The organism is Streptomyces sp. NBC_01214, from assembly GCF_026340975.1.
Lineage (GTDB): Bacteria > Actinomycetota > Actinomycetes > Streptomycetales > Streptomycetaceae > Streptomyces.
Window position 1 is genome coordinate 2,059,394 of the sequence record NZ_JAPEOS010000002.1, and the last position, 25,107, is coordinate 2,084,500.

Genomic DNA, 25,107 nt, shown 5'->3' on the forward strand with positions numbered 1-25,107 from the left:
AGTCATCAAATCCCTCGACGCTTCCAGGACCGCCACCACAGCCACTCGCGCCCCCGGTCGACCACGGCCGAGAGCACGAGCGGCTGGAGGTACGGCATGGTGCGCGCCCCGATGCGCCGGCGCCTGAGCAGCGCCCGGTACTCGGCCAGCTTCGTGTAGTCCCCGGGCAGGCACTCGGCCGCGAACTCCACGAGCTCGTCGACCGGTACCAGCGCGGTGCGTCCCCGGTCGTACGCCCGGTAGGCGCGCCGCAGCGCGTACCGGGCGAGCCGGGTGCGCGCCGCCAGCGCCAGCCGGTCGGCCCCCGGCAGTAGCCCGGAGCACTTGTCGAGCACCGAGTCGAAGGCGACGAGGCGCTGGCGCAGGTCGTCGAGCTGACCGCCGAAGTCCGTGGTGGACATGTTGTTGCCGTGGACCCGGTAGAAGGCCTGGTCGGCCCCGCGGACGTAGCCCACGTCGGCGTGCGCCGCGAGCCGCATCCACATCTCGATGTCGCCGGCGTGCGGCAGCTCCGGATCGTAGCCCCCGACCTTGCGCTGGAGACTGGTGCGGACCACCACCTCGGGCGAGGTGATGCACCCGGTGCCCTCCCGGAACCGCCGGTCCAGCCACCACCGTCCGGGGTAGACGACCGATCCGGTGCTGCGGGTGCGGGCCGCGGGCAGCGGTCCGCCGTGCTGGAAGCGCAGCGGCCTGCCGTAGGCGAAACCGGCCTCCGGATGCGCGTCGAGCAGGGCCGCCGCGCGCACCAGGGCCCCCGGGACCAGCCGGTCGTCCGCCGACAGCAGGGCGACGTAGTCCCCGTCGGCCCACTCCAGCAGACCCTCGTTGTAGGTGGCGATGTGGCCCTTGTTGGTTTCGTGGACCCGTACTTCGATCCGCGGGTCGGCGGCCGCCAGCGCGCGGGCGACCTCAGCGGAGTCGTCGGGCGAGGCGTCGTCGATGATCAGTACCCGGACGTCGACGCCCTCCTGCTCGTCCAGCACGCTCTTGACGCAGTCCGCCAGGAAGTGGCCGTACTTGTAGCAGGGGATCACCACGCTGACCGTGCTCACTGCCCGCTCACCTCCGTGGACAGCCCGGACTGCGCGGCGGCCGGTGCGGTGGTGGTGAAGATCGGGCCGACCCAGTAGTTCACCGAGCCGAAGGTGTTCGTCGGGAAGGCGGTGGCCGCCCCGTACTTGTAGAGCCCGTTGGCGCTGCCGGGCGCATCGGCCGGCGCCACCAGCGGATAGGAGCGGTGCGCCCCGGTGAAGTAGCCCCCGTCCACCGAGTAGTTGCCGTTCGGCGCGTGGTAGGAAGCCACGTACGTGGTGCCCGCCGTGATCGGCACCGGCGTGGCGAACTGCAGCTGCTGCCAGCCGGACACCGTCTCGCTGCCGAAGGTGCCGGTGGCCAGCAGGGCGCCGGAGGCGGACCACAGGCTCCCGGTGTGCGTACCGGTGTTGCCGGGGCCCTTGTAGAAGGTGACGCCGGTGATGTAGCCGTTCACCGCGGACTGGAAACGGGTGCCCAGCTCCACGGAGTTGGCGTCGTCACCCACGTTGGCGGTGCTCGGCGTGGTGGTGGCGTTCCACAGGGTGCAGGGGCAGTTCACGGTCGGCGGGCTCGCACTGGTGGTGAAGTTCCACGTGACCGGGGCGGCCATGGCGTTGCCCCACAGGTCGGAGGCCTGGACGGACGCCGTGTAGGTGGAGTTCAGGGCCAGTTCGGAGGACGGGGTGAAGGTCGCGCTGTTCGACGCGCCCAGCACCTTGGTGCCCGGGACGGTGGCGCCCCCGGAGTCCTTCACCGAGAACACCAGGCTGTCCGCGTCGACGGCGTTGCTGAAGGTGGCCGATACGGCCGCCGTGATCTGGGTGCCGGTCGCCGCGGACTGCGGCGAGGTGGTGGTGACGGTGGGAGGGGTCGTGCTCGCGGTGGAGGTGTCCAGGACCGCGTCCACCCAGTAGTTGCTGCCGGACGAGGCGGTGGACGGGAACCCGCCCGTGCCGCTGTAGCGGTAGACGCCGTTGCCGCCGTCGGTGCCGCTCTTGAGCGCGGTGAGCGGGGCCAGGCCCGCGTCGGATCCGGCGAAGGTGGTGTCGAAGGAGTAGCCGCCGTGCGGGGCGAAGTAGGAGGCGACGTAGGTGGTGTTCGCCTTGACCGGGACCGGCGTGGCGAAGTTCAGCTGCTGCCAGCCGGAGGCCGTCTCGTTGGTGAAGGTACCGGTGGCCAGGCGCTGGCCCGTGCTGCTCCAGAGGCTGCCGGTGTGGGTGCCGGTGTTGGCGGGCGACTTGTAGAAGCGGACACCGGTGATCGAACCGGCCACCGAGGACCGGATCTTCACGCCGAGCTCGACGGCGCTGCCGTCACCGGCGTTGACCGTGCCCGGGACCGCCGCGGCGGGCCACACGGTGCAGGGGCACTGCTGGGGTCCCACGGTCAGCGGCACCGTGGTGGTGGCGCCGATGTTGACGCTGTCGTCCACCGCGCGCACCTTGACCTGCGCGGCGCCCGGAACGGTCGGGGTCCACGTGTAGCTCCAGGAACCGAGTCCCGTGGTCGCCTTCCAGGTCGTGCCGCCGTCGGTGGACACCTCCACCCGGGCGACCACGCCGCCGCCGGTGTCGGCGGCCGTGCCCGTGACGGTCACGGGACGCAGCGCCGGAACGGTGGCGTTCGCCGCCGGGCTGGTCACCGTCACGGCCGGGCCCACGGTGTCCGTGGAGGCGGTGGAGGCGACCAGGTCGCTCTGCAGGGACTTGGGCTGGACGCCCATGTCGGCGAAGACGTTCACCGTGGCCTGCTGCATCCGCTTGTCCGCGGTGATCACGGTGTCGTCCGGGTTGCTCGTGGGCATGTTGGTCAGGCCCCACGACCACTGCACGGTGCCCGCGCCGAACACCAGCGCGTGCGAGGTCTGGTCGCGGAAGGCCACCAGGCTGTGCGTCGCGGTGCCGTTCCCGTACGTGTTGCCGTAGTCCTTGAGGAGCTTGCCGTCCTCGATGTCCACCGTGGTGGAGGACATCGTGATCTGCCCGGCCGGCCGGCTGGCGTTCTCCACGTCGCTGTCCCACTCGTAGCCGAGCGTGCCGGTGGGGAAGGTGGCGGTCTGCGAGGGGGTGAGGTTCGCGACCGTGGTGCCCCGCCACAGCCGCTGCTTGGCGAAGGTGCCCGGCACCGTGATCGCGTCACTGCGGTAGCCGTTGACGCTGAACATCGAGCCGGTCAGCTGGTTCTGCGGCTGGAAGGGCCGGCCGTTCGTGGCGCTGGCCGGGTCCATGAAGGTGCCCGTCCAGATCCCGCTCGGGTCGGGGATGCCGTTCGGCTGGGGGAAGGACAGCTTGGTCTCCTTGTACGAGACCAGGGTCCGGTTGGCGGTGCCCGCGCCGTCGATGCTCGGCGCCAGGCGGGTCTTCCAGAAGACCTCGTTGCCGCTGAAGTACGTCTGGTGGACCCCGGCCCGGCGCGCGTTCAGCGCGTTGGTGAACTGCTCCTGGGTCCAGTACTCGTCGTGCCCGGAGGACATGAAGACCTTGTGGTTCTGCAGCAGTGTCCCGCCGCGGACCGACATGTCGATCCCGGACATGTAGCTCACGTCATAGCCGTTGCGCTCCAGCCAGGCGACCATCTGGAACTCGGACCCGTAGATCCCGTTGTCCCCGCCGATGTCCATCGGCCGGTTGTAGCTGACCTCGTACGCCCGCCCGTCCGGGGCGGGGCCGCCGCCGTCGTACAGGTCCTGGCCGCCGTAGTTGTTGTACGCCTGCCAGGTCTGGTCGCTGGTCTGCACGACGATGTCGGAGTGGCTGGAGTCGTTGCGGACGACGAACGGGTACGGCATCACGCCGTTGCCGTCCGCCTGGTCGAAGTTGACCACGTAGAGCCCGGACACGGCGTCCGCCGGCACGGTCCACGTCGCGGTGACGGGCCAGTTCCCGCAGTCGACCAGGCCGGTGGCGGCCTTCTTCGCGCAGGTCGCCGGGTTGCCGCCCGGCAGGAAGTTCGCCGGGTACGTCTGGGCCGCCTGGGCCGCGGTCGACATCAGGCGCGCGCCGGTGCCCCCGTAGTGGCCGAGGCGGTAGACCGAGACCTTGTACGCGGTCGGCGACTGGATCTTGAACTGCACGGTCTCGCCGGCCTGGACGCTCGTCTGGGCCGGGAAACCCTTGATGTCGCCGTACGCACTGGGTGCGAACCAGTCCTCCATCGGCGTGCCGGGCTTGGAGTTCTCGCACACGATCGCGTTCGTGGTGGGACCGCAGGGATCGACCGCACCGGCCACCACCGCCGGTGGCAGGACCGTGGCCATCAAGGCCGCGATCACGGTGAAGAGACCGTAACGGAGCAACCTTGTCCGTCTGTTCATCTGGACCTCATTGTTTGCGTGAGCGCGGGGTCAGCGCAGGGCGTTGCGGAGCGTTTCCACGACCCGCTGCTGTTGGTCAGCGGTGATCTGCGGGAAGAGGGGGAGCGAAAGCATCCGGTCCGCCGCCTGTTCGGCGTGCGGGAAGTCGCCGCGGCCGTGGCCGAGATGACCGAAGGCCGGGGTCAGGTGGACCGGCGCCGGGTAGTGCACACCCGCACCGATGCCCTCCGCGTTGAGCTTGCCGACGACGGCGTCGCGGTCCGCTCCGGTGACCCGTACGACGTACAGGTGCCACACGTGGACGTTGCCCGCGGCCGTGACCGGCAGCGTGAGCCGCCCGGCGGCCGCGAGGTCGCCCAGCAGTTCGTCGTAGCGGGCGGCGGCGGCCCGGCGGGCCGCGTTCCCCTCGGCCAGCCGGGCCAGCTTCGCCCGCAGGACCACGGCCTGCAGGCCGTCGAGCCGGCTGTTGAACCCGGCCACGTCGTGGCGGTACTTGGCGATGCCGCCGTGGTTGGCCAGGGCCCGGACCAGGTCCGCGCCCTCTTCGTCGTCGGTCACCACCGCGCCCGCGTCGCCGTACGCACCCAGGTTCTTGCCCGGGTAGAAGCTGGTCGCGGCGATGCCCCCGCTGCCGGGGGCGCGGCCGTCGCGGGTCGCACCCTGGCTCTGTGCGGCGTCCTCGACGACCTTCACGTGGGCCGGCAGCCCGGCCGCCAGCGCCGCGGTGTCCGCGCACTGCCCGTAGAGGTGGACGGGGACCACCGCGCGGGTGGCCGCGCCCACGGCCTCCAGGGCGGCCCGCGGGTCCATCAGCAGGGTGTCCGGGAGGCAGTCGACCAGCACCGGCCGGGCACCGATCCGGGCCACGGCGCCCGCGGTGGCGATGAAGGTGTTCGCGGGCAGCACCACCTCGTCGCCGACGCCCACCCCGCTGGCGCGCAGGGCGAGTTCGAGGGCGTCGGTGCCGTTGGCGACACCCACGCAGTGCCCCACCCCCGCGAAGTCGGCGTACTCACGCTCGAACGCGCGGACCTCCGCGCCGCCGATGAAGGCGGTGTCGGCGAGCACACGGTCGAAGCCCGCCCGTAATTCCTCGGCGACCTCGGCGTGCGCCGCCTTCAGGTCGACCAGCGGTATCTGGTTCATGCGACTGTGCTCCCCATCCGTGTCTCCGGCCAACGGCCGGCCGTCTCCTCGCCATCGGCCCGCAGCTCGTCGAGCGCCGGGCCACCCGCCGCGCGCAGCCGGCGGGCGGGGCTCCCGGCCCACACCTCACCGGGCGGCACGTCGGCCAGGACCGTGCTTCCCATACCGGTCAGCGACCAGGCGCCGACCGACGTGCCCTCGCGCACCAGCGCTCCCGCGCCCAGGTAGGCCCCGCGCCCCAGCCGCACCCCGCCGCCGAGGCGGACGCCCGAGGCGAGCGTGGCGAAGTCCCCGACCCGGTCGTCGTGGGTGAGCACCACGTGCGGCATCACCGCCACGTGGGACCCGAGCCGGACGGCGGCCGTCAGCACGCAGTGCGCGAGCAGGACCGAGCCCGCGCCGAGCAGCGAGGACCCCGAGACCACCGCCGTGGGATGGACCACCGTCGCGTACCGGCTCCCGGGCAGCCCCAGGCGCCGCACCAGGCGGGCCCGTACGGCGTAGTCGCGCGGACTGCCCACGCAGACCACCACCCGGGCCGCCGGCAGCTCGTGCACGAGGTGGCTGCCGCCCAGCACCGGCACCCCGTCGACCTCCCGGCCGTGCAGGCCCGGATCGTCGTCGAGGTGCCCGGCGAGGCGCCACCGCGGAGCACGGCCGTACGCGGCCGCCGCGGCGGCCGCGTCCCGGACCGCCTGGGCGGTCTCGCGGGCGAACCCGCCCGCGCCGACGATCAGCAGGTCCTCGGTCCGCGGCGGCGGGCCGCTCATCCGCCCGCCTGTTCGCGCAGCACCGCCACCACCCGGTCCTGTTGCTCCCGCGTCATCGTGTGGAACAGCGGCAGGATCAGCGAGTCGCGGCTGATCCGCTCGGTCACCGGCAGCGGCGCCGCGCCGTGGTCCGCGTAGGCGGGCTCCAGGTGCGAGGCCATGATCCCGCGCCGGGCCGAGATCCCGGCCTCGGAGAGCGCCGCGAGCAGGTCGTCCCGGCCCACGGGGAAGTCCTCGGCCGGCAGCACCCAGTACGACTGGAAGTTGCCCTGGCCGTGACCGGGGTCCCGGAGCGGTCGCAGGCCCGGGATCCCGCTCAGCAGCTCCGTGTACCGGGCCGCCAGTGAGCGCCGCCGGGCCACGATCTCGTCCAGCTTGCCGAGCTGCACCAGACCGACCGCGGCCTGGATGTCGGTCATCCGGTAGTTGTAGCCGACCTCCAGGTAGCTCTCGACGATCGGTTTGCTGCTCGCGTGGCGCTGCGCGGCGGACACGTTCATGCCGTGCTCGCGCAGCCGGCGCAGCCGCTCCGCCCATTGCGCGTCGTCCGTGGTCAGCATGCCGCCCTCGCCGGTGGTGATCACCTTGCGGGGGTGGAAGGACCAGGCGGCGAGCAGTGCTCCGTGGCCCACCGACTTGCCGCCGACCGTCGCGCCGATGCCGCAGGCCGCGTCCTCCACCAGGGCCAGGTCCCAGTCGGCGCACACCGCGCGCAGCGCGTGCACGTCCGCGGGCACCCCGCCCTGGTGGACGGCGATCACCGCCTTGGTCCTCGGGGTGCGGACCGCGTCCACGGTGGCCGGGGTGAGGTTGCCGGTGGCCTCCTCGACGTCCGCGAACACCGGCCGGGCGCCCACGTAGCGCACCGCGTTGGCCGTGGCGATGAACGACAGCGAGGGGACGACCACCTCGTCGCCGGGACCGAGGTCCAGGGCGATCAGGGCCAGGTGCAGGGCGGTGGTGCACGAGCTCACCGCGATCCCGTGCTCGGCGCCCACCCGCTCGGCGAAGGCCCGCTCGAACTCGGCGACCCGGGGACCCTGGGCCACCCAGCCGGAGAGCACGGCGTCCGCGGCGGCCTTCGCCTCCTCCTCGCCCAGCCAGGGCACCATCACCGGGATCCGCGCGGGAGTGGTGTCCGGGGCGCTCATCGGCCCGACTCCGCGGCCGCCGCGTCGGCGGCGCGCTCGGCCCGCCACCACTGCACCAGGTCCCGAAGGCCGGTGCGCAGGTCGATCTCGGCGGCGAAGCCGAGCCGCGCCGCGGCCTGCGAGGTGTCCGCGAGCCGGCGGGTGACGCCGTTCACGGCGCGGGCCGGGCCGTGCTCGGGCACCAGGCCCTCGGCGCCCATCGCCTCCAGCAGGCCGTGCGCGAGCTGGAGCAGGCTGGTCTCGGTGCCGCTCGCGACGTTGAACACCTCGTCGGTCAGGTCCGATTCGGCGGCCAGCAGGTTGGCGCGCGCGATGTCCCGGACGTCGACGAAGTCCATGGTCTGCAGGCCGTCGCCGAGGATCAGCGGCGGCTCGCCCGAGGCGATCCGCTCCATCCAGCGGATCAGCACCTCGGTGTAGAGGCCGTGGATGTCCATCCGGGGCCCGTACACGTTGAAGTAGCGCAGGGCCACGTAGTCCAGCCCGTACATGGAGTGGAAGCTGCGCAGCACCCCCTCGTTGAAGGCCTTCGCCGCGCCGTAGAAGGTGTCGTTGTTGTACGGGTGGTGGCGCTCGGTGGTCGGGAACTGCTCGGCCAGACCGTAGACCGAGGCCGAGGACGAGGCGATCACCTTGCCCACCCCGGCGGCCGCGGCCGCCTCCAGCACGTTGAAGGTGCCGTCCACCATGACCTCGTTCGCCAGCCGCGGCTCCTCCGCGCACTGGGTGATCCGGATCGCGGCGAGATGGAACACCAGCTCGGCGCCCTCGGTCGCCTTGCGCACCGCGGCCACGTCACGGATGTCGCCCTCGACGACCTCCACCACCCCGCTCGGCAGGGCGCGGGCCAGGTTGGCCGTCCGCCCCCGCACGAAGTTGTCGAGCACCACGACCTCGCGTGCTCCGTTGTCCACCAGCAGGTCCACCAGGTGCGAGCCGATCGTGCCCGCCCCTCCGGTGACCAGAATCCTCTTGCCTCGTACGCTGCTCAACGCCCTGCCCCCACTGAATCTTCGGTCGTGGTCTTGCACGTGATCGGACTGCGGACGGTCAACGCCCGGTGCGCAGTCCGACGACCGCTCCGCGGAACTCCAGGCTCCGGGAGGCGGCTTCCAGAATGTCCAGCACCTTCAGTCCCGCCCGGCCGTCCGTCAGCGGCGGCCGTCCCGTCCTGATGGACGTGGCGAACTCCTCGACCATGCTGCGCAGGGCCTCCTTCTCGCCGATCGCGGGCGCCACCATGTCGCCGGTCCGGTAGGAGACGAGCATGTCCCGGCGCTCGTCCGCGCCGATCTCCTGCGGGGCGCTCAGGTCCACTCCGCGGTCGAACACCGCTACGCGCTGGGTGGGGTTGAGGTCGTCCCACACCAGCGTGCGCTTGGACCCGCCGACCATGGTGGTGCGCACCTTGGTCGGGGAGAGCCAGTTGACGTGGACGTGCGCGATGGCGCCGGTGCTCAGCTGGAGGGTCAGATAGGCCACGCAGGACTGGCCGGCCCCGATGGGATCGGCTCCGTGCGCGGCGACGGCGATCGGCTGCACGTGGTCCGGGAGGATGAAGTCCAGGACGGACAGGTCGTGGGGGGCCAGGTCCCACAGGACGTCGATGTCCTTCTGGACGAGCCCCAGGTTGATCCGTACCGAGTCCACGTAGTGGATCTCGCCGAGTTCGCCGGAGCGGACCATCTCGCGTATCCGGCCCACCGCCGGGGTGTAGCAGTAGGTGTGGTCGCACATCAGCGTGAGACCGCGCTCCTCGGCCTCGTTCACCAGCCGCAGGCCGTCCTCGTACGTGGCGGCGAGGGGCTTCTCCACGAGGACGTGCTTTCCGGCCCGCAGCGCGGCCAGTGCGACGTCGAGGTGCGTTCCCGCCGGAGTGGCCACGGCGACCGCGTGGACCTCCGGGTCGGCGAGCACCGCCTCGTAGTCGCCGGTCGCCTGGACGGTGGAGTACGCGCCGAGCACCTGCCGGGCCCGGTCCACGTTCAGGTCGCAGAGCCAGCGCAGCCGGAACTGGTCACTGGACTGGAAGTTGCGGACGAGATTGGGGCCCCAGTAGCCCGCACCGACCACGGCGACGCCTAAGGGGGCGGACCCCTTGCCGGTGGCGCGCGCGGCCTGCCCCGCGTCCTTCGCGGTGTCCTTCACTGCGTTTCCCTTCCTTCCGCGCACGCCGGGCGGCGTGTCGCCAACTCATGGCCGGGACGCGTGTGATGGAGGGAGATGCCGTCGACGGCAGCCCGGACGCCTGCGCGTCCGGTGCGTGACCTGCTCAACGGTGATGGCCCCCCACAACCGATGCCCTACGTGATCCGCGTGCTTCGCCCCCCGGCCCGACCGCCCGTTCCCCACGAGCAGCCGAACCCGTACCGCTTACCGCCTATGCCCGCTGCCGGACACCGGCTCCGCCGAAGCGTGCCGAATCCGGTCGGCGCCGCTCAATCTAGTCCACCGGGCGTACCCCCGGGCAGAGTTGACGTAATCGCCTGGAGCGGGTGTTCGACGGTGCATACTGCCCGGGTGACCAGCATCGTGATACCGGCCCACAACGAAGGCCGGGTCATCGGCCGCCTCCTCGACGCGCTCCTGGCCGACACCTCGGTGTCCGCGCCCGACATCGTCGTGGTGTGCAACGGCTGTACGGACGACACCGCCCGCGTGGCGGGCGAGCGCGGCGACCGCGTACGGGTGGTCGAGATCCCGACCCCCTCCAAACACCGGGCGCTCCGGGTCGGCGACGAGCACGCGCGGAGCTTCCCCCGGCTGTACGTGGACGCCGACGTCGTCGTCGGGGCCGCCGACGTGGGGGCCCTGGTGGACGCCCTGGACCGGAGCCCGGGGCTGCTCGCCGCAGCCCCCGGCCGGGAGGTCCCGCTGGGCGGCTGCGCCTGGCCGGTGCGGGCGTACTACCGGGTGTGGCAACGGCTGCCCGCCGTCCGCGAGGGGCTCTTCGGCCGGGGGGTCATCGCCGTGACCGAGGCGGGGCACGCGCGGATCGCCGCGCTGCCCCCGCTGATGGCCGACGACCTGGCCGCGTCCCTCGCCTTCGGGCCCGGGGAGCGGCGCGTGGTCGAGGAGGCCCGGGTGGTCGTCCGTCCGCCGCGCACCTGGTCCGACCTGATCAGGCGGCGGGTCCGCGCGGCGACCTCCTCCGCCGAGTTCGAGCGCTTCCAGGCGGCGCGACGGGGTGGGGCGCCGGGGGCGGCACCCGAGCAGGTGTCGGAGCAGACCGCGCGCACCGGCACGGCCGATCTGCGCGCCCTGCTGCGCGCCCAACCGGCGCTGCTGCCGGGGGTGGTGGTGTTCGTGGTGGCCGCGCTCGCCGCCCGCCGGGGCTCCCGCAAGGCCATCCGCGACCAGGACTTCTCCACCTGGCTGCGGGACGAGAGCAGCCGGGAGGGCTGAACCCCCGGCCGATGCGCGGGCGTACGGCCGAATCTGTTCGTACGCCGCACCGTTGGCCCGTACAACCATTAGGGTTCCACTCGCACGTTCGAGTGAACTCAATCCGTCGGCATCGGGAGCGCCAGAGCATGTACCTCGCGGACCGCTCCGCGCCCGCGCCCGAGGGTGCGAAGACCGCTGCGGAGCGGGGACCCGTCCGGGCTCCCGCGGTCGCCTCGACCGTCCTCGCCCTGGGCGCGGTCAGCATGATCACCGACATCTCCTCCGAGATGGTCACCGCCGTCCTGCCCCTGTACCTGATCGCCGGTCTGGGCCTGAGCCCCCTCGGCTTCGGGGCGCTCGACGGCGTCTACAACGGGGTCAGCGCCCTCGTGCAGCTGACCGGCGGCCACCTCGCCGACCGGGTCCGCAACCACAAGTTGATCGCCGGCATCGGCTACGGCCTGTCGGCCCTGTGCAAACCGCTGCTCCTGTTCGCCCACAGCCTGGGCCCGATCAGCGTGATCCTCACGCTGGAACGCACCGGCAAGGGACTGCGCACCGCCCCGCGCGACGCGCTGATCTCCCTGTCCACACCGCCCGAGTTACAAGGGCGCGCCTTCGGCGTGCACCGGGCGATGGACACCACCGGGGCGCTGCTCGGCCCGCTCGCCGCCTTCTTCATCCTGAGCCTGACGGTCGACGGTTACGACGCCGTCTTCGGCGTCAGCGCCTGCGTCGCCGTACTCGGTGTCGTGGTGCTCATGCTGTTCGTCCCGTCCGGCGGCGACATCCGGCCCGGGCCGTCCGGCGGAGCCCCCGCCAAGGCCCCCGCCACGGCCCCCGCCAAGGCCACCGCCAAGGCCCCGGCCGCCGCTCCTGCCACCGCAGAAGCCGCCGCCGTCCCCGGCGCGGACCGGCCGGCCCCCGTACGCCTGCGCGACGCGCTCGGCCTGCTGCGCCTGCCCCGCCTGCGCAACCTGGCCGTCTGCGCCGTCCTGCTGGGCCTGACCACCGTCAGCGACGCCTTCGTCTACCTGCTCCTGCAACGCCGCACCGGCATCGGCGACCAGTGGTTCCCGCTCATGCCGCTGGGCACCGCCGCCGTGTTCCTGCTGCTCGCCGTGCCCGCCGGAGCCCTCGCCGACCGGATCGGCCGGCGCACCGTCTTCCTCGTCGGCCACGCCCTCCTGCTGGCCGGCTACGGGCTGCTGCTGTGGGCCCCCGCCTGGCCCGCGCTGCCCTACCTCGTCCTCGCCCTGCACGGCATGTTCTACGCCGCCACCGACGGCGTGCTGCCCGCCGCCGTCGCCGCCACCGTCCCCGGCGAGCTGCGCGCCACCGGCATGGCCCTGGTCGGCACCGGCCAGGCGCTGGCCCGCTTCGGCTGCTCGCTGGCCTTCGGCGCCGCCTGGACGCTCTGGGGCACCGGCCCGGCGCTGGCCGCCGCCGCGGTCGGCCTGCTGTGCTGCGCCGCCGTCGCCGGCTTCGTCCTGCGCCCGGCAGCGCCCCGGGACACCGGACCCGAACCGGACCCGGACCTGGACCCGGACCCGGACCCGAACCCGAAGTCGAACCCGAAGCCCGTGAGGCCCCCCAGATGACGCTGTCGAACTCACGCCGCCTGCTCGTCCTCGCGGTGGCGGTGCTGCTGCTCGGGGGCCTCGCCGTCGCGCTGGTGCTGCGCTCCGCCACCCGCGACGACGAACCGTCGGCGGGCGGACCGACGATCGCCGCCGGGACCGTCACGCTCGACCGGCCCGGCTCCCTGACCTTCCTCAACGGCGGGCAGGGACCGCACCGCGGAACCCTCGCCTCGGTCCCGGCCGACGCACCCGAGTCCGCGCGCACCGCCTCCGAACTGGGCTGCCAGCGCTTCTACGCCGCCGCGGGCACCGGCGTGTGCCTGCGCTCCACGCCCGGCGCGCTCGCCCAGGACAACAAGGCCCTGATCGTCGACGCCGAACTGCGCACGCTGCGCAGCTTCCCCCTCGCGGGCACCCCGAGCCGGGCCCGCGTCTCGCCCAGCGGCCGGTTCGCCGCCTGGACCGTCTTCGTCTCCGGCGAGTCCTACGGCGCCGCGTTCTTCTCCACCCGTACCGCGATCGTGGACACCCGCACCTGGAAGCTGGAGGCGAACCTGGAGGAGTTCGCCATCGACATGGACGGCCGGGAGCACCGCGCCCAGGACGTCAACTTCTGGGGGGTCACCTTCTCCAAGGACGACGACACCTTCTACGCCACCGTCTCCACCGGCGGCGAGACCCACCTGGTCAAGGGATCGATCTCGGGGCGCAGCGTCAAAACCCTGGTCAAGAACGTCGAATGCCCCTCCCTGTCCCCGGACGAGACGCGCATCGCGTACAAGAAGCGGGTCCGGGCCGGCGCCTCACTGTGGCGCGAGCACGTGATGGACCTCGGGACGCTGCGCGACCACGCGCTCGCGGAGAAGCGCAGCGTGGACGACCAGGCCGCGTGGCTCGACGACCGTACGCTCGCCTACGCCCTGCCCACCGACGGCGCCGCCGACAGCACGGACCTGTGGACCGTGCCCGCCGACGGCAGCGGCACCCCGCGGCTGCTGGCCCCCGGAGCCTCCTCCCCGGCCCGGCTCGGCTGACACCGCTGAGGTGTGTCAGGCCCGGTCCACGAAGTCCCGTACCCGGTCGACGAGTACGGCGCTGTCGCGGATCCAGCCGTAGTGGCGGCCGCCCGGCGCCCCTTCGCCGAGTGCGAGCTCCTCGTACGTCACCCGCGCGCTCGTGAGCTTGTCGCAGAGCCCCCGCACCCCACCGGTCGGTGCCATGGGGTCGCCCTCGATGGCCACCGCCAGCACCGGCAGGTCCATCGTGGCCAGCCGGGGCTCGAAGTCCACCGGTGAGGACGGCACGTCGTAGCGGCCCGTCCGGACCTGGGTGGCCATGTCCCGCAGGACCTGCGCGGAGTCGTTCCCCAGCACCCCCAGGCGGCGGCCGGGGAAGTACCCGTACGCGGAAGCGAAGGCGGCGGCGAGCTGGAACCCGGCGAGCATGCCCAGGTTCTGCGGGAAGGGCCAGCCGCGGTAGTGGCAGGACGGGGCGCCGACCAGGATCGCGCCCGCGGCCATGTGCGGCTCCTGGCTGAGGTAGAGCACGCCGAGCTGCCCGCCGAGGCTGTGCCCGAGCAGGTGGCGCGGCGCCCCGGGGAACGCGGCCGCGACCGCCCGGAAGAGCGCGGGACAGTCGTACGCCACCATCTCGTGGTAGCCGTAGCGCACCCCGCGCCGCACCTGGACCGAGCTCGTGCCCTGGCCCCGCAACTCCCCGAGGGCCACCTGGAACCCCGCCTCGACGAGGGCCTCTGCCAGGGGGGTGTAGGAGACGGCCCTGGTGCCCATGGCGGGCATGCACACCAGCACGGGTGCCGACGGATCGTCGGGCCTCCGGTGGAACCGGACCCGGACCGTGGCCCCGTCCGCGGAGCGCACCGTCTCCGTGGTCACTTCGGCGGATGACATGACCGACCTCCCTCGCTCGTGGCCATCCTGCGCACATCGCGGACGACGCCCAACGGTTTCCGGCCCCGGCCTGTCGGCCGCCGGACGGTGGCAGTATGGTCCGGACGTACCTCCGGAAGTGCTCCTCGACTTCCCGCTGACCGACTACCAGCCGGAGGTCGCCCTCCTCGCCACGGACGGGTGGCTGCGGAGGCGCCGCTTCGGGGCCTGCGGCTCGAGGGGCCGACCCGAAGAACCGTTCCGGGCCCGTGCAAGCCCCTGATCGACACATGGGAGAACCGGCGGCCGTGACCGGCATCGAATTCCTCGCCTCGTTCCTGAGGACCGGCCGTCTGCACGGGATCGGCATCGGCTCCACCCTCGGCGAGGTCGACCGGGCCGTCCGCCACCGCTTCGTCGACGTGGTCGACGAGGAGGGCGAGTCGCTGCGCCGCGACTACGGATTCGTCGAGTTCTACTTCAACCCCGGCGACGAGTGGGTGATGTCTGGCGGCTCCATCGAACTGCACCGGCTCGCGTCCGGCCCGGACATGGCGGAGGGATGGGCCCGGACCACGGGGGTCGAGTTCCCCCGGTACGTCGCCTGGGAGGACGTGCGCGACGAGCTCGCGCGCGTTCCAGGAGCCCCGGAGCTCGAGGTCGGCGACCAGGGCGGCTTCCTGGAGTACCGGGCTGCGGCGTCCCACGTCTCGGTGATCGTCGTGGACGACGCGGAGGAGGAGCGGGGCTACCACGCCGGGCACGGGGACGTGTGGAGCGTCAGCCTGTGGGCCCCCGTACCGCCGGGCTGACCGCCCGGGGCCGGTCGCGGCCCGTGCCGTTGCGGACCGCGTCCGGGAGACGGTTCGGCTCCCGTGGCTCGGCGGGCGCAGGGTTCGTCGACGCCCGGCCGCCCGGCGTCGGCGCCGATCAGTGCGCGAGGGGCCCGTCCACACAACCAGCGATGTAGGCGTCCGCCTCTGCGCCTTCGAGCCCGTCGGTCCGAGCGGGGAAGCGGCACGGCTCCTTTGCCTCGGACAGGTCGGCGCCCGGCCAGCCACCTTCTTCATGCAGCGCGATGCCCATGTCCCGGCCGTCCCGGTACGCGGGCGTCTCCTCCACCGGAGCGTCGGCGGAACAGGTCGACCTACCGGTTGCGCATCCTGCACCTGCGACGGGCCGGCCCGTTCCCCACAGGGCCGGTCGGGTGCTCGAACGGCCCGGAGGGGATGGGATGCGGTCCGAGCGGGCACGTGCAGGGCATGGCCTTCGAACATCCCGCGAAGAAGGGCGGCCAGGGGCGGCTCGGACCCTTCGAGAAGCTGGCGGAGCTGGCCTCGAACTTCACCAGCTCGCCCGCCTTCTCCGTGTTCTGCGTCCTGCTGGTGGCCGGATTCGTCGCGGCCCACCTCGCCCACCTGGACGTGAGCTGGCAGCACCTGTTCGGCGACGCCATGGGCGCCGTCGCCCTGCTGCTCCTGGCCCTGCTGAAGAACTCCGAACGCCGGGCCGAGCACGCCATCCAGCGCAAACTCGACGCCATCGCCGCCGCCCTCCTGGAGCAGTACGAGGGCGAGCCGGGCCGCGCGCAGCGGGAGCTGGCCGAGGCCATCGGCATCGAGGACGGCGACTAGGCCGTCTCTTTCGGAACTTGCCGGGCCCGCGACGCCCGGCACCGCACCTCGCCGCGTTGTCGGGGCGCCCGAGTACGTCCAGGTGCGCACCTCCGCCTTGCGATGCTTCCCCTCGGCCCTGCGGGCCTGGGGAGACCCCATGGCACCGGACGCCGCGGGCTCGGCCGACACGATCCGAAAGAGACGACCTAGGTCCTAGCCGGCGCCTCCTTGGGCCGAGCGGACCCCGGAACGGGCGCTTTCGAGTGACCCGTCGCGCGGGGCTCGGCCGGGGGCGCCCCGAACTCCCCGACCATCTCAGGCGGCCGGTCATCTTCCGGCCAGGCCGCCGACCAGGCCGGGCACCGCGCACGCGCGGCTCCGGGCCGCCGCTGGGAGATCACGTGTACGTCCTGCTCGTGGCGAGCGCGTTCAACAGCCTCACCCAGCGAGTCCACGCCGAGCTGCGCGACCACGGCCACCACGTCGCGGTCGAACTCGCCCTCCCCGGCGCCGCCCTGGCCGACGCCGTACGCAGCCACCGCCCCGACCTCGTGATCGCCCCGATGCTGCGCACCGCCATCCCCGAGGAGGTCTGGGCCGCCCACACCTGCCTGGTCGTCCACCCGGGTCCGGTCGGCGACCGCGGCCCGTCCTCCCTCGACCGGGCCGTCCAGGACGGCGAGCCCCGATGGGGGGTGACGGTCCTGCAAGCCAACGCGGAGATGGACGCCGGCGACGTCTGGGCGAGCGTCGCGTGCCCCCTGCCGCCGGTCGGCAAGAGCGACCTCTACCGCGGCGAGATCGCCGACGCCGCGCTGGAGGCCGTCCTGCTCGCGGTGGAACGGTTCGCCTCCGGCACGTACGCCCCGCAGCCCCAGACGAGCGGCCGCGCCCGGCCACTGCTGCGCCAGGACGACCGCCGGATCGACTGGGAGCACGACACCACCGAGGACGTCCTGCGCGTGCTGCGCGCCGCCGACTCGCAGCCCGGCGTACGCGACGACCTGCTCGGCGGCGAGTGGTACCTGCACGGGGGGCACCGCGAGGAGCACCTGCGCGGCCGCCCCGGCGCGCTGCTGGCCACCCGGACCGGGGCGCTCTGCCGGGCCACGGCCGACGGGGCCGTCTGGATCCCGGAACTGCGCCCGCGCCGCCGGCCGGGCGGCCCGGCCGCCCCCAAGCTGCCCGCCACGCTCGCGCTCGGGGACCGGCTGCCCCCGCTCCCCGAGGTCCCCGCGCCGCCGCCCTGCGGACCCCGCCGGAGCAACTGGTCCGACATCGGCTACGACGAGGAGGGCCAAGCCGGATTCCTGTCGTTCTCCTTCCCCGGCGGCGCCATGAGCACCGCGCACTGCCGCCGCCTGCTGGACGCGTACCGGGCGGCCCTCACCCGCCCCACCAGCGTCCTGGTCCTCGGCGGCGGCCGTGACTTCTTCTCCAACGGCATCCACCTCGGCGTCATCGATGCCGCGACCGATCCGGCCGAGGAGTCCTGGGCCAACATCAACGCCATGAACGACCTGGTCGAGGCGGTGCTGACCACCACCGACCGGCTCGTGGTCAGCGCGCTGGGCGGCAACGCCGCCGCCGGCGGAGCCATGCTCGCCCTCGCCGCCGACGAGGTCTGGTGCCGCTCGGGCGTCGTCCTGAACCCGCACTACCGCCTGATGGGCCTGCACGGCTCCGAGTACTGGACGTACACCCTGCCCCGCCGCGTCGGCCCCGCACTCGCGGACCGCCTCACCACCGAGGCCCTCCCGCTGAGCGCCGCCGCAGCCCAGGGGCTCGGACTGGTCGACCGTACGGTCCCCTGCCCGCCCGGGGACTTCGCCCGCGAGGCGCAGGGCCTCGCGCTGCGCCTCGCCGCCCTGCCCGCCACCGCTTCCCGGATCGCCGCGAAGAAGGCCGCGCGCGAGCGCGACGAGGCGCAGCGGCCGCTGGCCGACCACCGCCGGGCCGAGCTGGCCCTGATGCGGCGGACCTTCTTCGACCCCGACGCCCCCTACCACGCCCTGCGCCGCGCCTTCGTCCGCAAGGAGCGCCCGGCCGCCACGCCGTTCCACCTGAGCGGGTCGGCCGTCAGGCCGCGCGCCGTCACTGGACTGGCCGCACCTGACGCGGCGCCCGCCCCGGACTGCTGTTAGCAAGAAAGGTGTGGGCGAGGCAGGCCGCCTCCCCGCGCCCCTTCCCGATCACCTCCCCGAGGAGCCGTCCCATGGCCACTGCGACTAAGGACCCGGTCGAGGACCCGCTGATCCACATCCTCTGGATCAACGCGGGCTTGAGCTGCGACGGCGACTCCGTGTCCCTGACGGCGGCGATGCAGCCGAGCATCGAGGAGATCGTCACCGGGGTCCTGCCCGGTCTGCCGAAGATCGCCGTGCACTGGCCGCTGATCGACTTCGAATGCGGCCCGGTCGGCGGCGCCGACACGTTCATCGAGTGGTTCTTCAAGGGCGAGCGCGGCGAGATCGATCCCTTCGTCCTGGTGGTCGAGGGGTCGATCCCGAACGAGAAGATCAAGCCCGAGGGCTACTGGTGCGGCTTCGGCGACGACCCGGAGACCGGTCAGCCCATCACCACCAGCGAGTGGATCGACCGGCTCGCCCCCAAGGCCCTCGCCGTCGTGGCCATCGGCACCTGCGCCACGTACGGCGGCATCCACGCCATGGAGGGCAACCCGACGGGTGCCATGGGCGTGCCCGACTACCTGGGCTGGGACTGGACCTCGAAGGCCGGCATCCCGATCGTGTGCGTGCCGGGCTGTCCGATCCAGCCGGACAACTTCTCGGAGACCCTGACCTACCTGCTCTACCAGGCGGCCGGCTCCGCCCCGATGATCCCCCTCGACGACAAGCTGCGCCCGACCTGGCTGTTCGGGGCCACCGTCCACGAGGGCTGCGACCGCGCCGGCTACTACGAGCAGGGCGAGTTCGCCGAGACCTACGACTCCCCGCGCTGCCTGGTCAAGCTCGGCTGCTGGGGCCCGGTCGTCAAGTGCAACGTCCCCAAGCGCGGCTGGATGAACGGCATCGGCGGCTGCCCGAACGTCGGCGGCATCTGCATCGCCTGCACGATGCCCGGCTTCCCCGACAAGTTCATGCCCTTCATGGACGAACCCCCCGGCGCCAGGGTGTCCGTGGCGGCCAGCGGTGCGTACGGCGCGCTGATCCGCAGGCTCCGGTCGGTGACCGCCCACACCGTGGACGAGGAACCGAAGTGGAGGCAGACCGGCCGCAGCCTGACCACGGGCTACCGCCCGCCCTGGTGACGGTCCCCGGGCCCCAGTCCCACGGAAGCACCCCCCCCAACTCCCGCTCTCCGCACCGAAGAAGGGTCACGGCAGAAACGATGACACCGCAGACGAAGGCGGCCGCAGACGGCAGCGGCCTGGTGGAGATGGCCTGGGATCCGATCACCCGGATCGTGGGCAGTCTCGGCATCCACACGAAGATCGACTTCAAGCAGAAGCGGGTCGCGGAGTGCTACAGCACCTCGTCGGTCTTCCGCGGCTACAGCGTCTTCATGCGCGGCAAGGACCCCCGCGACGCGCACTTCATCACCAGCCGCATCTGCGGCATCTGCGGTGACAACCACGCCACCTGCTCGGTGTACGCGCAGAACATGGCCTACGGGGTGAAGCCGCCGCACCTCGCCGAGTGGATCATCAACCTGGGCGAGTCCGCGGAGTACATGTTCGACCACAACATCTTCCAGGAGAACCTGGTCGGGGTCGACTACTGCGAGAAGATGGTCCGCGAGACCAACCCGGGCGTCCTGGAGCTCGCCGAGCGCACGCCCGCCCCGCACGCCGGGGAGCACGGCTACAAGACCATCGCCGACATCATGCGCTCCCTCAACCCCATCGAGGGCGAGTTCTACCGCGAGGCGCTCCAGGTCTCCCGCTACACGCGCGAGATGTTCTGCCTGATGGAGGGCCGCCACGTGCACCCCTCCACCCTCTACCCGGGCGGCGTCGGCACCATCGCCTCCGTCCAGCTCTTCACGGACTACATGAGCCGCCTCATGCGGTACTGCGAGTTCATGAAGAAGGTCGTCCCCCTCCACGACGACCTGTTCGACTTCTTCTACGAGGCCCTGCCCGGGTACGAGGAGGTCGGCCGCCGGCGCGTCCTGCTCGGCTGCTGGGGCGCCCTCAACGACCCCGAGTACTGCGACTTCACGTACGCCAACATGACCGACTGGGGACGGAAGATGTTCGTCACCCCGGGCGTGATCGTCGACGGCAAACTGGTCACCAACGACCTCACCGAGATCAACCTCGGCATCCGCATCCTGCTCGGCAGCTCCTACTACGACGACTGGCAGGGCCAGGAGCAGTTCGTCACCCACGACCCGCTCGGCAACCCGGTCGACCCGCGCCACCCGTGGAACCAGCACACCATCCCGGCCCCGCAGAAGCGCAACTTCGACGACAAGTACAGCTGGGTCATGTCCCCCCGCTGGTTCGACGGCAAGGACCACCTGCCCCTGGACACCGGCGGCGGCCCCCTCGCCCGCCTGTGGTCCACCGCCCTGTCGGGGCTGGTCCACACCGACTACGTACAGGCCACCGGTCACAGCGTCGTGATCACCCTGCCGCGCACGATGACCAAGCCCGAGACCCGCTTCGAGTGGCAGATCCCGAAGTGGAGCAACGCGCTGGAACGCAACCGCGCGCGCACCTACTTCCAGGCCTACGCGGCCGCCATCGCCCTGCACTGCGCCGAGAAGGGCCTCGCCGAGGTCCGCGCCGGCCGCACCCAGACCTGGGAGAAGTTCGAGGTCCCGGACGAGGGGCTGGGCGTCGGCTTCACCGAGGCCGTACGGGGCGTGCTGTCGCACCACATGGTGATCCGCGACGGGAAGATCGCCAACTACCACCCGTACCCGCCGACCCCGTGGAACGCCAGCACCCGCGACACCTACGGCACGCCCGGCCCCTACGAGGACGCCGTGCAGAACACCCCGATCTTCGAGGAGAACGCCCCGGAGAACTTCAAGGGCATCGACATCATGCGCGCGGTCCGCAGCTTCGACCCCTGTCTGCCCTGCGGCGTCCACATGTACGTCGGCGGCGGCAAGACGGTCAAGACGATGCACGTGCCCACCGGCCTGAGCGGACTGGGCGGATGAGCGCCACGATCGACGGCCCCCGGGCCGGGCGCCGGGTCGAGGAGGTCCTCGACCGGCTCGCCGCCACCGGCGACCGGGCGGCGTGCGCGGCGGCCGAGGAACTGGTGCGCGTCCTCATGGACTTCTACGGCGCCGGGCTCGCCCGGATCGTCGAGAAGGTCGGGGAGGGCCCGCTCAAGGCGGTCCACGACGACGAACTCGTGGCGAGCCTGCTCTCCCTGCACGGCCTGCACCCCGAGGACGTGCACACCCGCATCGACCGCGCCCTGGCCGCCCACGGCGAACCGGTGGAACAGCTCGGCTTCGACGCGGACACCGGCGTCCTGCGGCTGCGCCCCGCCGCCGCCACCGGCTGCGGCTCGGGCTCCGGTGGTGGCAGCGACGCCGGGCGGACGCTGGAGGACACCCTGGCCTGCTTCGCCCCCGAGGTGACGAGCGTGGAGCGGGAGCCGGCCGCGGCCCCCGCCCCCGCCCTCCTGCAGATCGGCACCCGGCCCCCGAGCCCGGCGCGGGTGCCGTGAGCGGGCCCGGTCTCCTCCACGACGGCCCGCGCGCCCCGCGCGGGCTGCGCCGGTTCGCGGGCCCGCGCCCGCCCCGGCCCGAGACCTGCGAACTGTGCGGGGTCGCCGTGTCCCCGGACGGCCACCGCCACCTGGTGCAGACCGAACAGCGCGCGCTGATCTGCGCGTGCACCGCCTGCGCCCTGCTGTTCGACCGGCCCGGCGCGGGCACCGGACGCCTACGGGCCGTACCGGACCGCTACCTCACCGACCCCGACCACCGGCTCGACGACGGCGCGTGGGAACTCCTCCAGATCCCGGTCGGCGTCGCGTTCTTCTTCCGCAATGCCGCCCTCGACCGGCTGGTCGCCCTCTACCCGAGTCCGGCCGGGGCCACCGAGAGCGAACTCGACCCCGAGACCTGGCAGACCGTGCTCGGCAGCGGCCGGCTGGCCGCGCTCCTCGAACCCGACGTCGAGGCGCTGCTGCTGCGCCGCACGCAGGACCGCACCGACTGCTACCTGGTGCCGATCGACATCTGCTACGAGCTGGTGGGGCGGATGCGGCTGCTGTGGCAGGGCTTCGACGGCGGGGCGGAGGCCCGGGCCGCCCTGAAGACCTTCTTCGAGCAGGTCGAACGGCGGGCCAGGGCCCTGCCCCGGACCGCGGTCGAGGACGAGGGCGAGGACGGGATCCGATGACGGAATTCGCCTTCACCTGTACCGGGGTGCGCGCCGACGCGTACGCCGCCGGTCCCACCCTCGTCTTCCGGCTGCGGATCACCGCGGCCGGGGGCGCCCGGGTGCACGCCATCGCCCTGCGCTGCCAGATCCGCATCGAACCGGCCCGGCGCGGCTACGGCCCCGCCGAGGCGGAAGGGCTCGCGGACCTGTTCGGCGAACGCTCCCGGTGGGGCAACACCCTCCAGCCCGTGCAGTTCGCGCAGGTCTCCGTCATGGTGCCGAGCTTCACCGGGGAGACCGAGACCGATCTGGTCGTGCCCTGCACCTACGACATGGACATCGCCGCCACCCGGTACTTCGAAGCCCTGACGGACGGCGAGGTACCGCTGCTGATGCTGTTCTCCGGCACCGCCTTCACCGGTGACGCCGGATTCCGCGTCGAGCCGGTGCCCTGGGACCGCGAAGCCGCGTACCGGATGCCCGTGGCCGTGTGGCGCGAAATGGTCGAACAGCACTTCCCCGGCTGCGGCTGGCTGCGGCTGCCCCGCGACACCATGGACGAGCTGCTCGCCTTCCGCTCCCGCCACGCCCTCGCCTCGTGGGAGGCGACCGTACGGGCCCTGCTCGACGCGGCCGCCCCGCCGCAACCGCCCGGGCCCGTCCGGCTGGGCGCCCTCCTGCCGCGCCTCACCGAGAGGGCGGCCCCGTGACCACGACGACCACCCCCGACTCCCGCTTCGCGGTCGCCCGGCAGGTGGCCGACGCGGTCCTGCTGGAGGGGTACGTGCTCTACCCGTACCGGGCCTCGGCCGCGAAGAACCGACTGCGCTGGCAGTTCGGTGTCCTCGTGCCCCCGGCCTGGGGCCGCGCGCACGAGGAGCACGTCTTCCAGCAGACCGAGGTCCTGATGGAACCGCGGGGCACGGCGACCCTCGCCCTGGAACTGCGCTTCCTGCACGCGCAGCGGCGTACGGTCCAGCGGGCCACCGGCGACGGCGCCTTCACGGAGGTCGCCGAACTGCACCTGGCCGACCGGGTCCTCGTGCCCTGGGACGAGGGCGCCGAGGAACGGGTGGCGGTGAGCGTCCCCGTCGCCGAGCTGCTGGGCGACAACGGCGTCACCTTCCCCTTCCGCCGCCCCGCCCGCGTCGACCCCGAGCCCGTCCTGGACGCCGACGGGCGCAGCGTGGGCCGCCTGGTGCGCCGCACCGAGGAGATCGAGGGCGTGCTGCGGCTGCACGCCACCGAACTCCCCGGCGCCTACCGGGTGCTCCGGCTCCGGGCCGTGGTGGAGAACACCAGCCCCTGGACCCCGCCCGCCGGGTCCGGACCCGCCGACCGCGAGGCCGCCCTGCCCCACTCGCTGGTCGCCGCCCACCTGCTGCTGGGCCTGGACCGCGGATCGTTCCTGTCCATGACCGACCCGCCCGAATGGGCCAGGCAGGCGGTGGCCGCCTGCGAGAACCGCCACACCTGGCCGGTGCTCGCGGGCGAACCGGGCCGCGCCGACGTGGTCCTGTCCTCCCCGATCATCCTGGAGGACCATCCGGCCATCGCCCCCGAGAGCGCGGGCGCCATGTACGACGCCACCGAGATCGACGAGATCCTCGCGCTGCGCACGGCCGCCCTGACCGAGCAGGAGAAGCGCGAGGCCCGCGGTACCGACCCCCGGGCGGCCGCCGTGATCGACCTCGCCGACTCCATGCCCCCCGAAGTGCTGGAGCGGCTGCACGGCGCCGTACGCGCCCTGCGGGAGGTCACCGGCCCGGAGCAGCCGCCGCTGCTCACGGAACTCCCATCCGAGGACGTGGTGTTCCGGCCCGACACCCCCTGGTGGGACCCGGCCCGGGCGGACACCGCGGACCCGGCCCGCGACCGGGTCACGGTCGACGGCGCCGCGGTGGGCCCCGGCAGCCGCGTCCTGCTCCGCCCCGGACTGCGCCGCACCGACGCCCAGGACCTGTTCCTCCAGGGCCGTACCGCCCTGGTCGAGGCCGTGCTGCACGACGTCGACGGGGGAGTGCACCTCGCCGTCACCGTGGAGGACGACCCGGGCGCGGACATCCGGCGGGAACAGGGACGGTTCCTCTACTTCCAGCCCGACGAGGTCACCCCCCTGGAGGACGCGTGAACGAGCGGGTCCTGATCGCGGGCATCGGCAACGTCTTCCTCGGCGACGACGGCTTCGGCGTCGAGACCGTACGGGCGCTGGCCGAGCACCCCCTGCCCGACGGGGTCGAGGTGGTGGACTTTGGAGTGCGCGGCGTCCACCTCGCCTACCAGCTCCTCGACGGCTACGACACGCTCCTGCTGGTCGACGCCACCGCACGCGGCGGCGAGCCGGGCACCCTCTACCTGATCGAGGCCGACGGCGGCGCGGGACCGGGCGCGGGCCCGGCCGGCGCCGGGGCACCGCCTCCGCCCGTCCTCGACGGCCACCACATGTCCCCCGACGCCGTCCTCGCCCTGCTGGACACCCTGTGCGCCGGGACCGGAGCCACCCCGCCGCGGCGCACGCTGGTGCTCGGCTGCGAACCGGCCGGCATCGAGGAGGGCATCGGACTGAGCGTACCCGTGGCCGCCGCCGTACCGGAGGCCGTACGCACGGCCCTGGACCTGATCCACGGCCGGACCCACGACGAAACCGACCGGCCTGGCCGCGAACTGAGGAGAACACCGTGAAGAAGGCCTTCATCGGCGGGGCCGCGGCCGTCGCCGTCACCGCCGTCCTGCTGCAGATCCTCCCCGACCTCCGGCGCTACCTGCGCATGCGCCGGATGTGACACCGCCGCGGGCGCGGCGACGGGCGCGGGTCCGCACCCGGGCGCCCGAATGGCGTACGGGGCGCGCCGCGCACCGGCGTGCCCGACCGCACGGACTCCGTCCCGCCGGTTC

21 protein-coding genes are annotated in these 25,107 nt (G+C 72.9%); 13 read left to right on the forward strand and 8 right to left on the reverse strand.

Annotated features, from left to right (window positions below):
- Positions 1–5: 5 nt before the first annotated feature.
- The 7 genes from OG594_RS34060 to OG594_RS34090 are packed head-to-tail and all read right to left on the reverse strand — an operon-like array spanning position 6 to position 9,566.
- Positions 6–1,055 (reverse strand): glycosyltransferase, encoded by a 1,050-nt coding sequence (locus tag OG594_RS34060; RefSeq protein WP_266606228.1) that lies wholly within the window; start codon positions 1,053–1,055, stop codon positions 6–8.
- Entirely contained in the window at positions 1,052–4,351 is a 3,300-nt protein-coding gene (locus OG594_RS34065; protein WP_266606229.1) for a DUF4082 domain-containing protein, read from the reverse strand. The genes OG594_RS34060 and OG594_RS34065 overlap by 4 nt, the downstream gene beginning before the upstream one ends.
- Positions 4,352–4,381: 30 nt before the next feature.
- Entirely contained in the window at positions 4,382–5,497 is a 1,116-nt protein-coding gene (locus OG594_RS34070) for a DegT/DnrJ/EryC1/StrS aminotransferase family protein (RefSeq protein WP_266606230.1), read from the reverse strand.
- Positions 5,494–6,267: a NeuD/PglB/VioB family sugar acetyltransferase gene (locus OG594_RS34075; protein ID WP_266606231.1), complete on the reverse strand. Its 774-nt coding sequence runs from the start codon at positions 6,265–6,267 to the stop codon at positions 5,494–5,496. The genes OG594_RS34070 and OG594_RS34075 overlap by 4 nt, the downstream gene beginning before the upstream one ends.
- Positions 6,264–7,418 carry a DegT/DnrJ/EryC1/StrS aminotransferase family protein gene (locus tag OG594_RS34080; RefSeq protein ID WP_266606232.1) on the reverse strand — a complete coding sequence of 385 codons (1,155 nt, stop codon included), beginning with the start codon at positions 7,416–7,418 and terminating at the stop codon, positions 6,264–6,266. Before OG594_RS34080 ends, OG594_RS34075 begins: the two co-directional genes overlap by 4 nt.
- Complete coding sequence (locus OG594_RS34085) at positions 7,415–8,410, reverse strand: NAD-dependent epimerase/dehydratase family protein (protein ID WP_266606233.1); 996 nt, start codon at positions 8,408–8,410, stop codon at positions 7,415–7,417. The genes OG594_RS34080 and OG594_RS34085 overlap by 4 nt, the downstream gene beginning before the upstream one ends.
- A 58-nt stretch (positions 8,411–8,468) precedes the next feature.
- Positions 8,469–9,566 (reverse strand): Gfo/Idh/MocA family protein, encoded by a 1,098-nt coding sequence (locus tag OG594_RS34090; RefSeq protein ID WP_266606234.1) that lies wholly within the window; start codon positions 9,564–9,566, stop codon positions 8,469–8,471.
- A 372-nt stretch (positions 9,567–9,938) separates the two neighbouring features.
- Here OG594_RS34090 and OG594_RS34095 point away from each other — a divergent pair, with 372 nt between their 5' ends.
- The 3 genes from OG594_RS34095 (at position 9,939) to OG594_RS34105 (ending at position 13,422) form a co-directional block, all read left to right on the forward strand.
- Positions 9,939–10,823 carry a glycosyltransferase family 2 protein gene (locus OG594_RS34095; RefSeq protein WP_266606235.1) on the forward strand — a complete coding sequence of 295 codons (885 nt, stop codon included), beginning with the start codon at positions 9,939–9,941 and terminating at the stop codon, positions 10,821–10,823.
- A gap of 128 nt (positions 10,824–10,951) precedes the next feature.
- Complete coding sequence (locus OG594_RS34100; protein WP_266606236.1) at positions 10,952–12,406, forward strand: MFS transporter; 1,455 nt, start codon at positions 10,952–10,954, stop codon at positions 12,404–12,406.
- On the forward strand, positions 12,403–13,422 hold the full coding sequence (locus tag OG594_RS34105) for a TolB-like translocation protein (RefSeq protein ID WP_266606237.1): 1,020 nt from the start codon (positions 12,403–12,405) through the stop codon (positions 13,420–13,422). Before OG594_RS34100 ends, OG594_RS34105 begins: the two co-directional genes overlap by 4 nt.
- Positions 13,423–13,437: 15 nt before the next feature.
- Here OG594_RS34105 and OG594_RS34110 read toward each other — a convergent pair whose 3' ends face one another.
- On the reverse strand, positions 13,438–14,298 hold the full coding sequence (locus OG594_RS34110; RefSeq protein ID WP_266606238.1) for an alpha/beta fold hydrolase: 861 nt from the start codon (positions 14,296–14,298) through the stop codon (positions 13,438–13,440).
- Positions 14,299–14,585: 287 nt separating this feature from the next.
- Here OG594_RS34110 and OG594_RS34115 point away from each other — a divergent pair, with 287 nt between their 5' ends.
- From OG594_RS34115 to OG594_RS34160, 10 genes are all read left to right on the forward strand, one after another.
- Entirely contained in the window at positions 14,586–15,089 is a 504-nt protein-coding gene (locus tag OG594_RS34115; protein ID WP_266606239.1) for a hypothetical protein, read from the forward strand.
- A gap of 450 nt (positions 15,090–15,539) precedes the next feature.
- Positions 15,540–15,911 (forward strand): hypothetical protein, encoded by a 372-nt coding sequence (locus OG594_RS34120; protein WP_266606240.1) that lies wholly within the window; start codon positions 15,540–15,542, stop codon positions 15,909–15,911.
- Between the two features lie 383 nt (positions 15,912–16,294).
- Positions 16,295–18,037: a hydrogenase maturation protein gene (locus OG594_RS34125; RefSeq protein WP_266606241.1), complete on the forward strand. Its 1,743-nt coding sequence runs from the start codon at positions 16,295–16,297 to the stop codon at positions 18,035–18,037.
- A gap of 71 nt (positions 18,038–18,108) precedes the next feature.
- Positions 18,109–19,164: a hydrogenase expression protein HypE gene (locus OG594_RS34130; RefSeq protein ID WP_266606242.1), complete on the forward strand. Its 1,056-nt coding sequence runs from the start codon at positions 18,109–18,111 to the stop codon at positions 19,162–19,164.
- An 80-nt stretch (positions 19,165–19,244) separates the two neighbouring features.
- Positions 19,245–21,029: a nickel-dependent hydrogenase large subunit gene (locus OG594_RS34135; RefSeq protein ID WP_266606243.1), complete on the forward strand. Its 1,785-nt coding sequence runs from the start codon at positions 19,245–19,247 to the stop codon at positions 21,027–21,029.
- A complete protein-coding gene (locus OG594_RS34140) occupies positions 21,026–21,550 on the forward strand; it encodes a hypothetical protein (protein WP_266606244.1) in 525 nt (174 codons plus the stop codon). Before OG594_RS34135 ends, OG594_RS34140 begins: the two co-directional genes overlap by 4 nt.
- On the forward strand, positions 21,547–22,230 hold the full coding sequence (locus OG594_RS34145) for a DUF5947 family protein (RefSeq protein ID WP_266606245.1): 684 nt from the start codon (positions 21,547–21,549) through the stop codon (positions 22,228–22,230). The genes OG594_RS34140 and OG594_RS34145 overlap by 4 nt, the downstream gene beginning before the upstream one ends.
- Positions 22,227–22,922, forward strand: coding sequence for a DUF6084 family protein (locus OG594_RS34150; RefSeq protein ID WP_266606246.1), 696 nt, complete (start codon positions 22,227–22,229; stop codon positions 22,920–22,922). The genes OG594_RS34145 and OG594_RS34150 overlap by 4 nt, the downstream gene beginning before the upstream one ends.
- Entirely contained in the window at positions 22,919–24,343 is a 1,425-nt protein-coding gene (locus OG594_RS34155) for a hypothetical protein (RefSeq protein ID WP_266606247.1), read from the forward strand. Before OG594_RS34150 ends, OG594_RS34155 begins: the two co-directional genes overlap by 4 nt.
- The gene (locus tag OG594_RS34160; RefSeq protein WP_266606248.1) at positions 24,340–24,894 is read left to right on the forward strand and encodes a hydrogenase maturation protease; all 555 of its coding nucleotides are present in this window, start codon (positions 24,340–24,342) and stop codon (positions 24,892–24,894) included. Before OG594_RS34155 ends, OG594_RS34160 begins: the two co-directional genes overlap by 4 nt.
- The last annotated feature ends 213 nt before the right edge of the window (positions 24,895–25,107 follow it).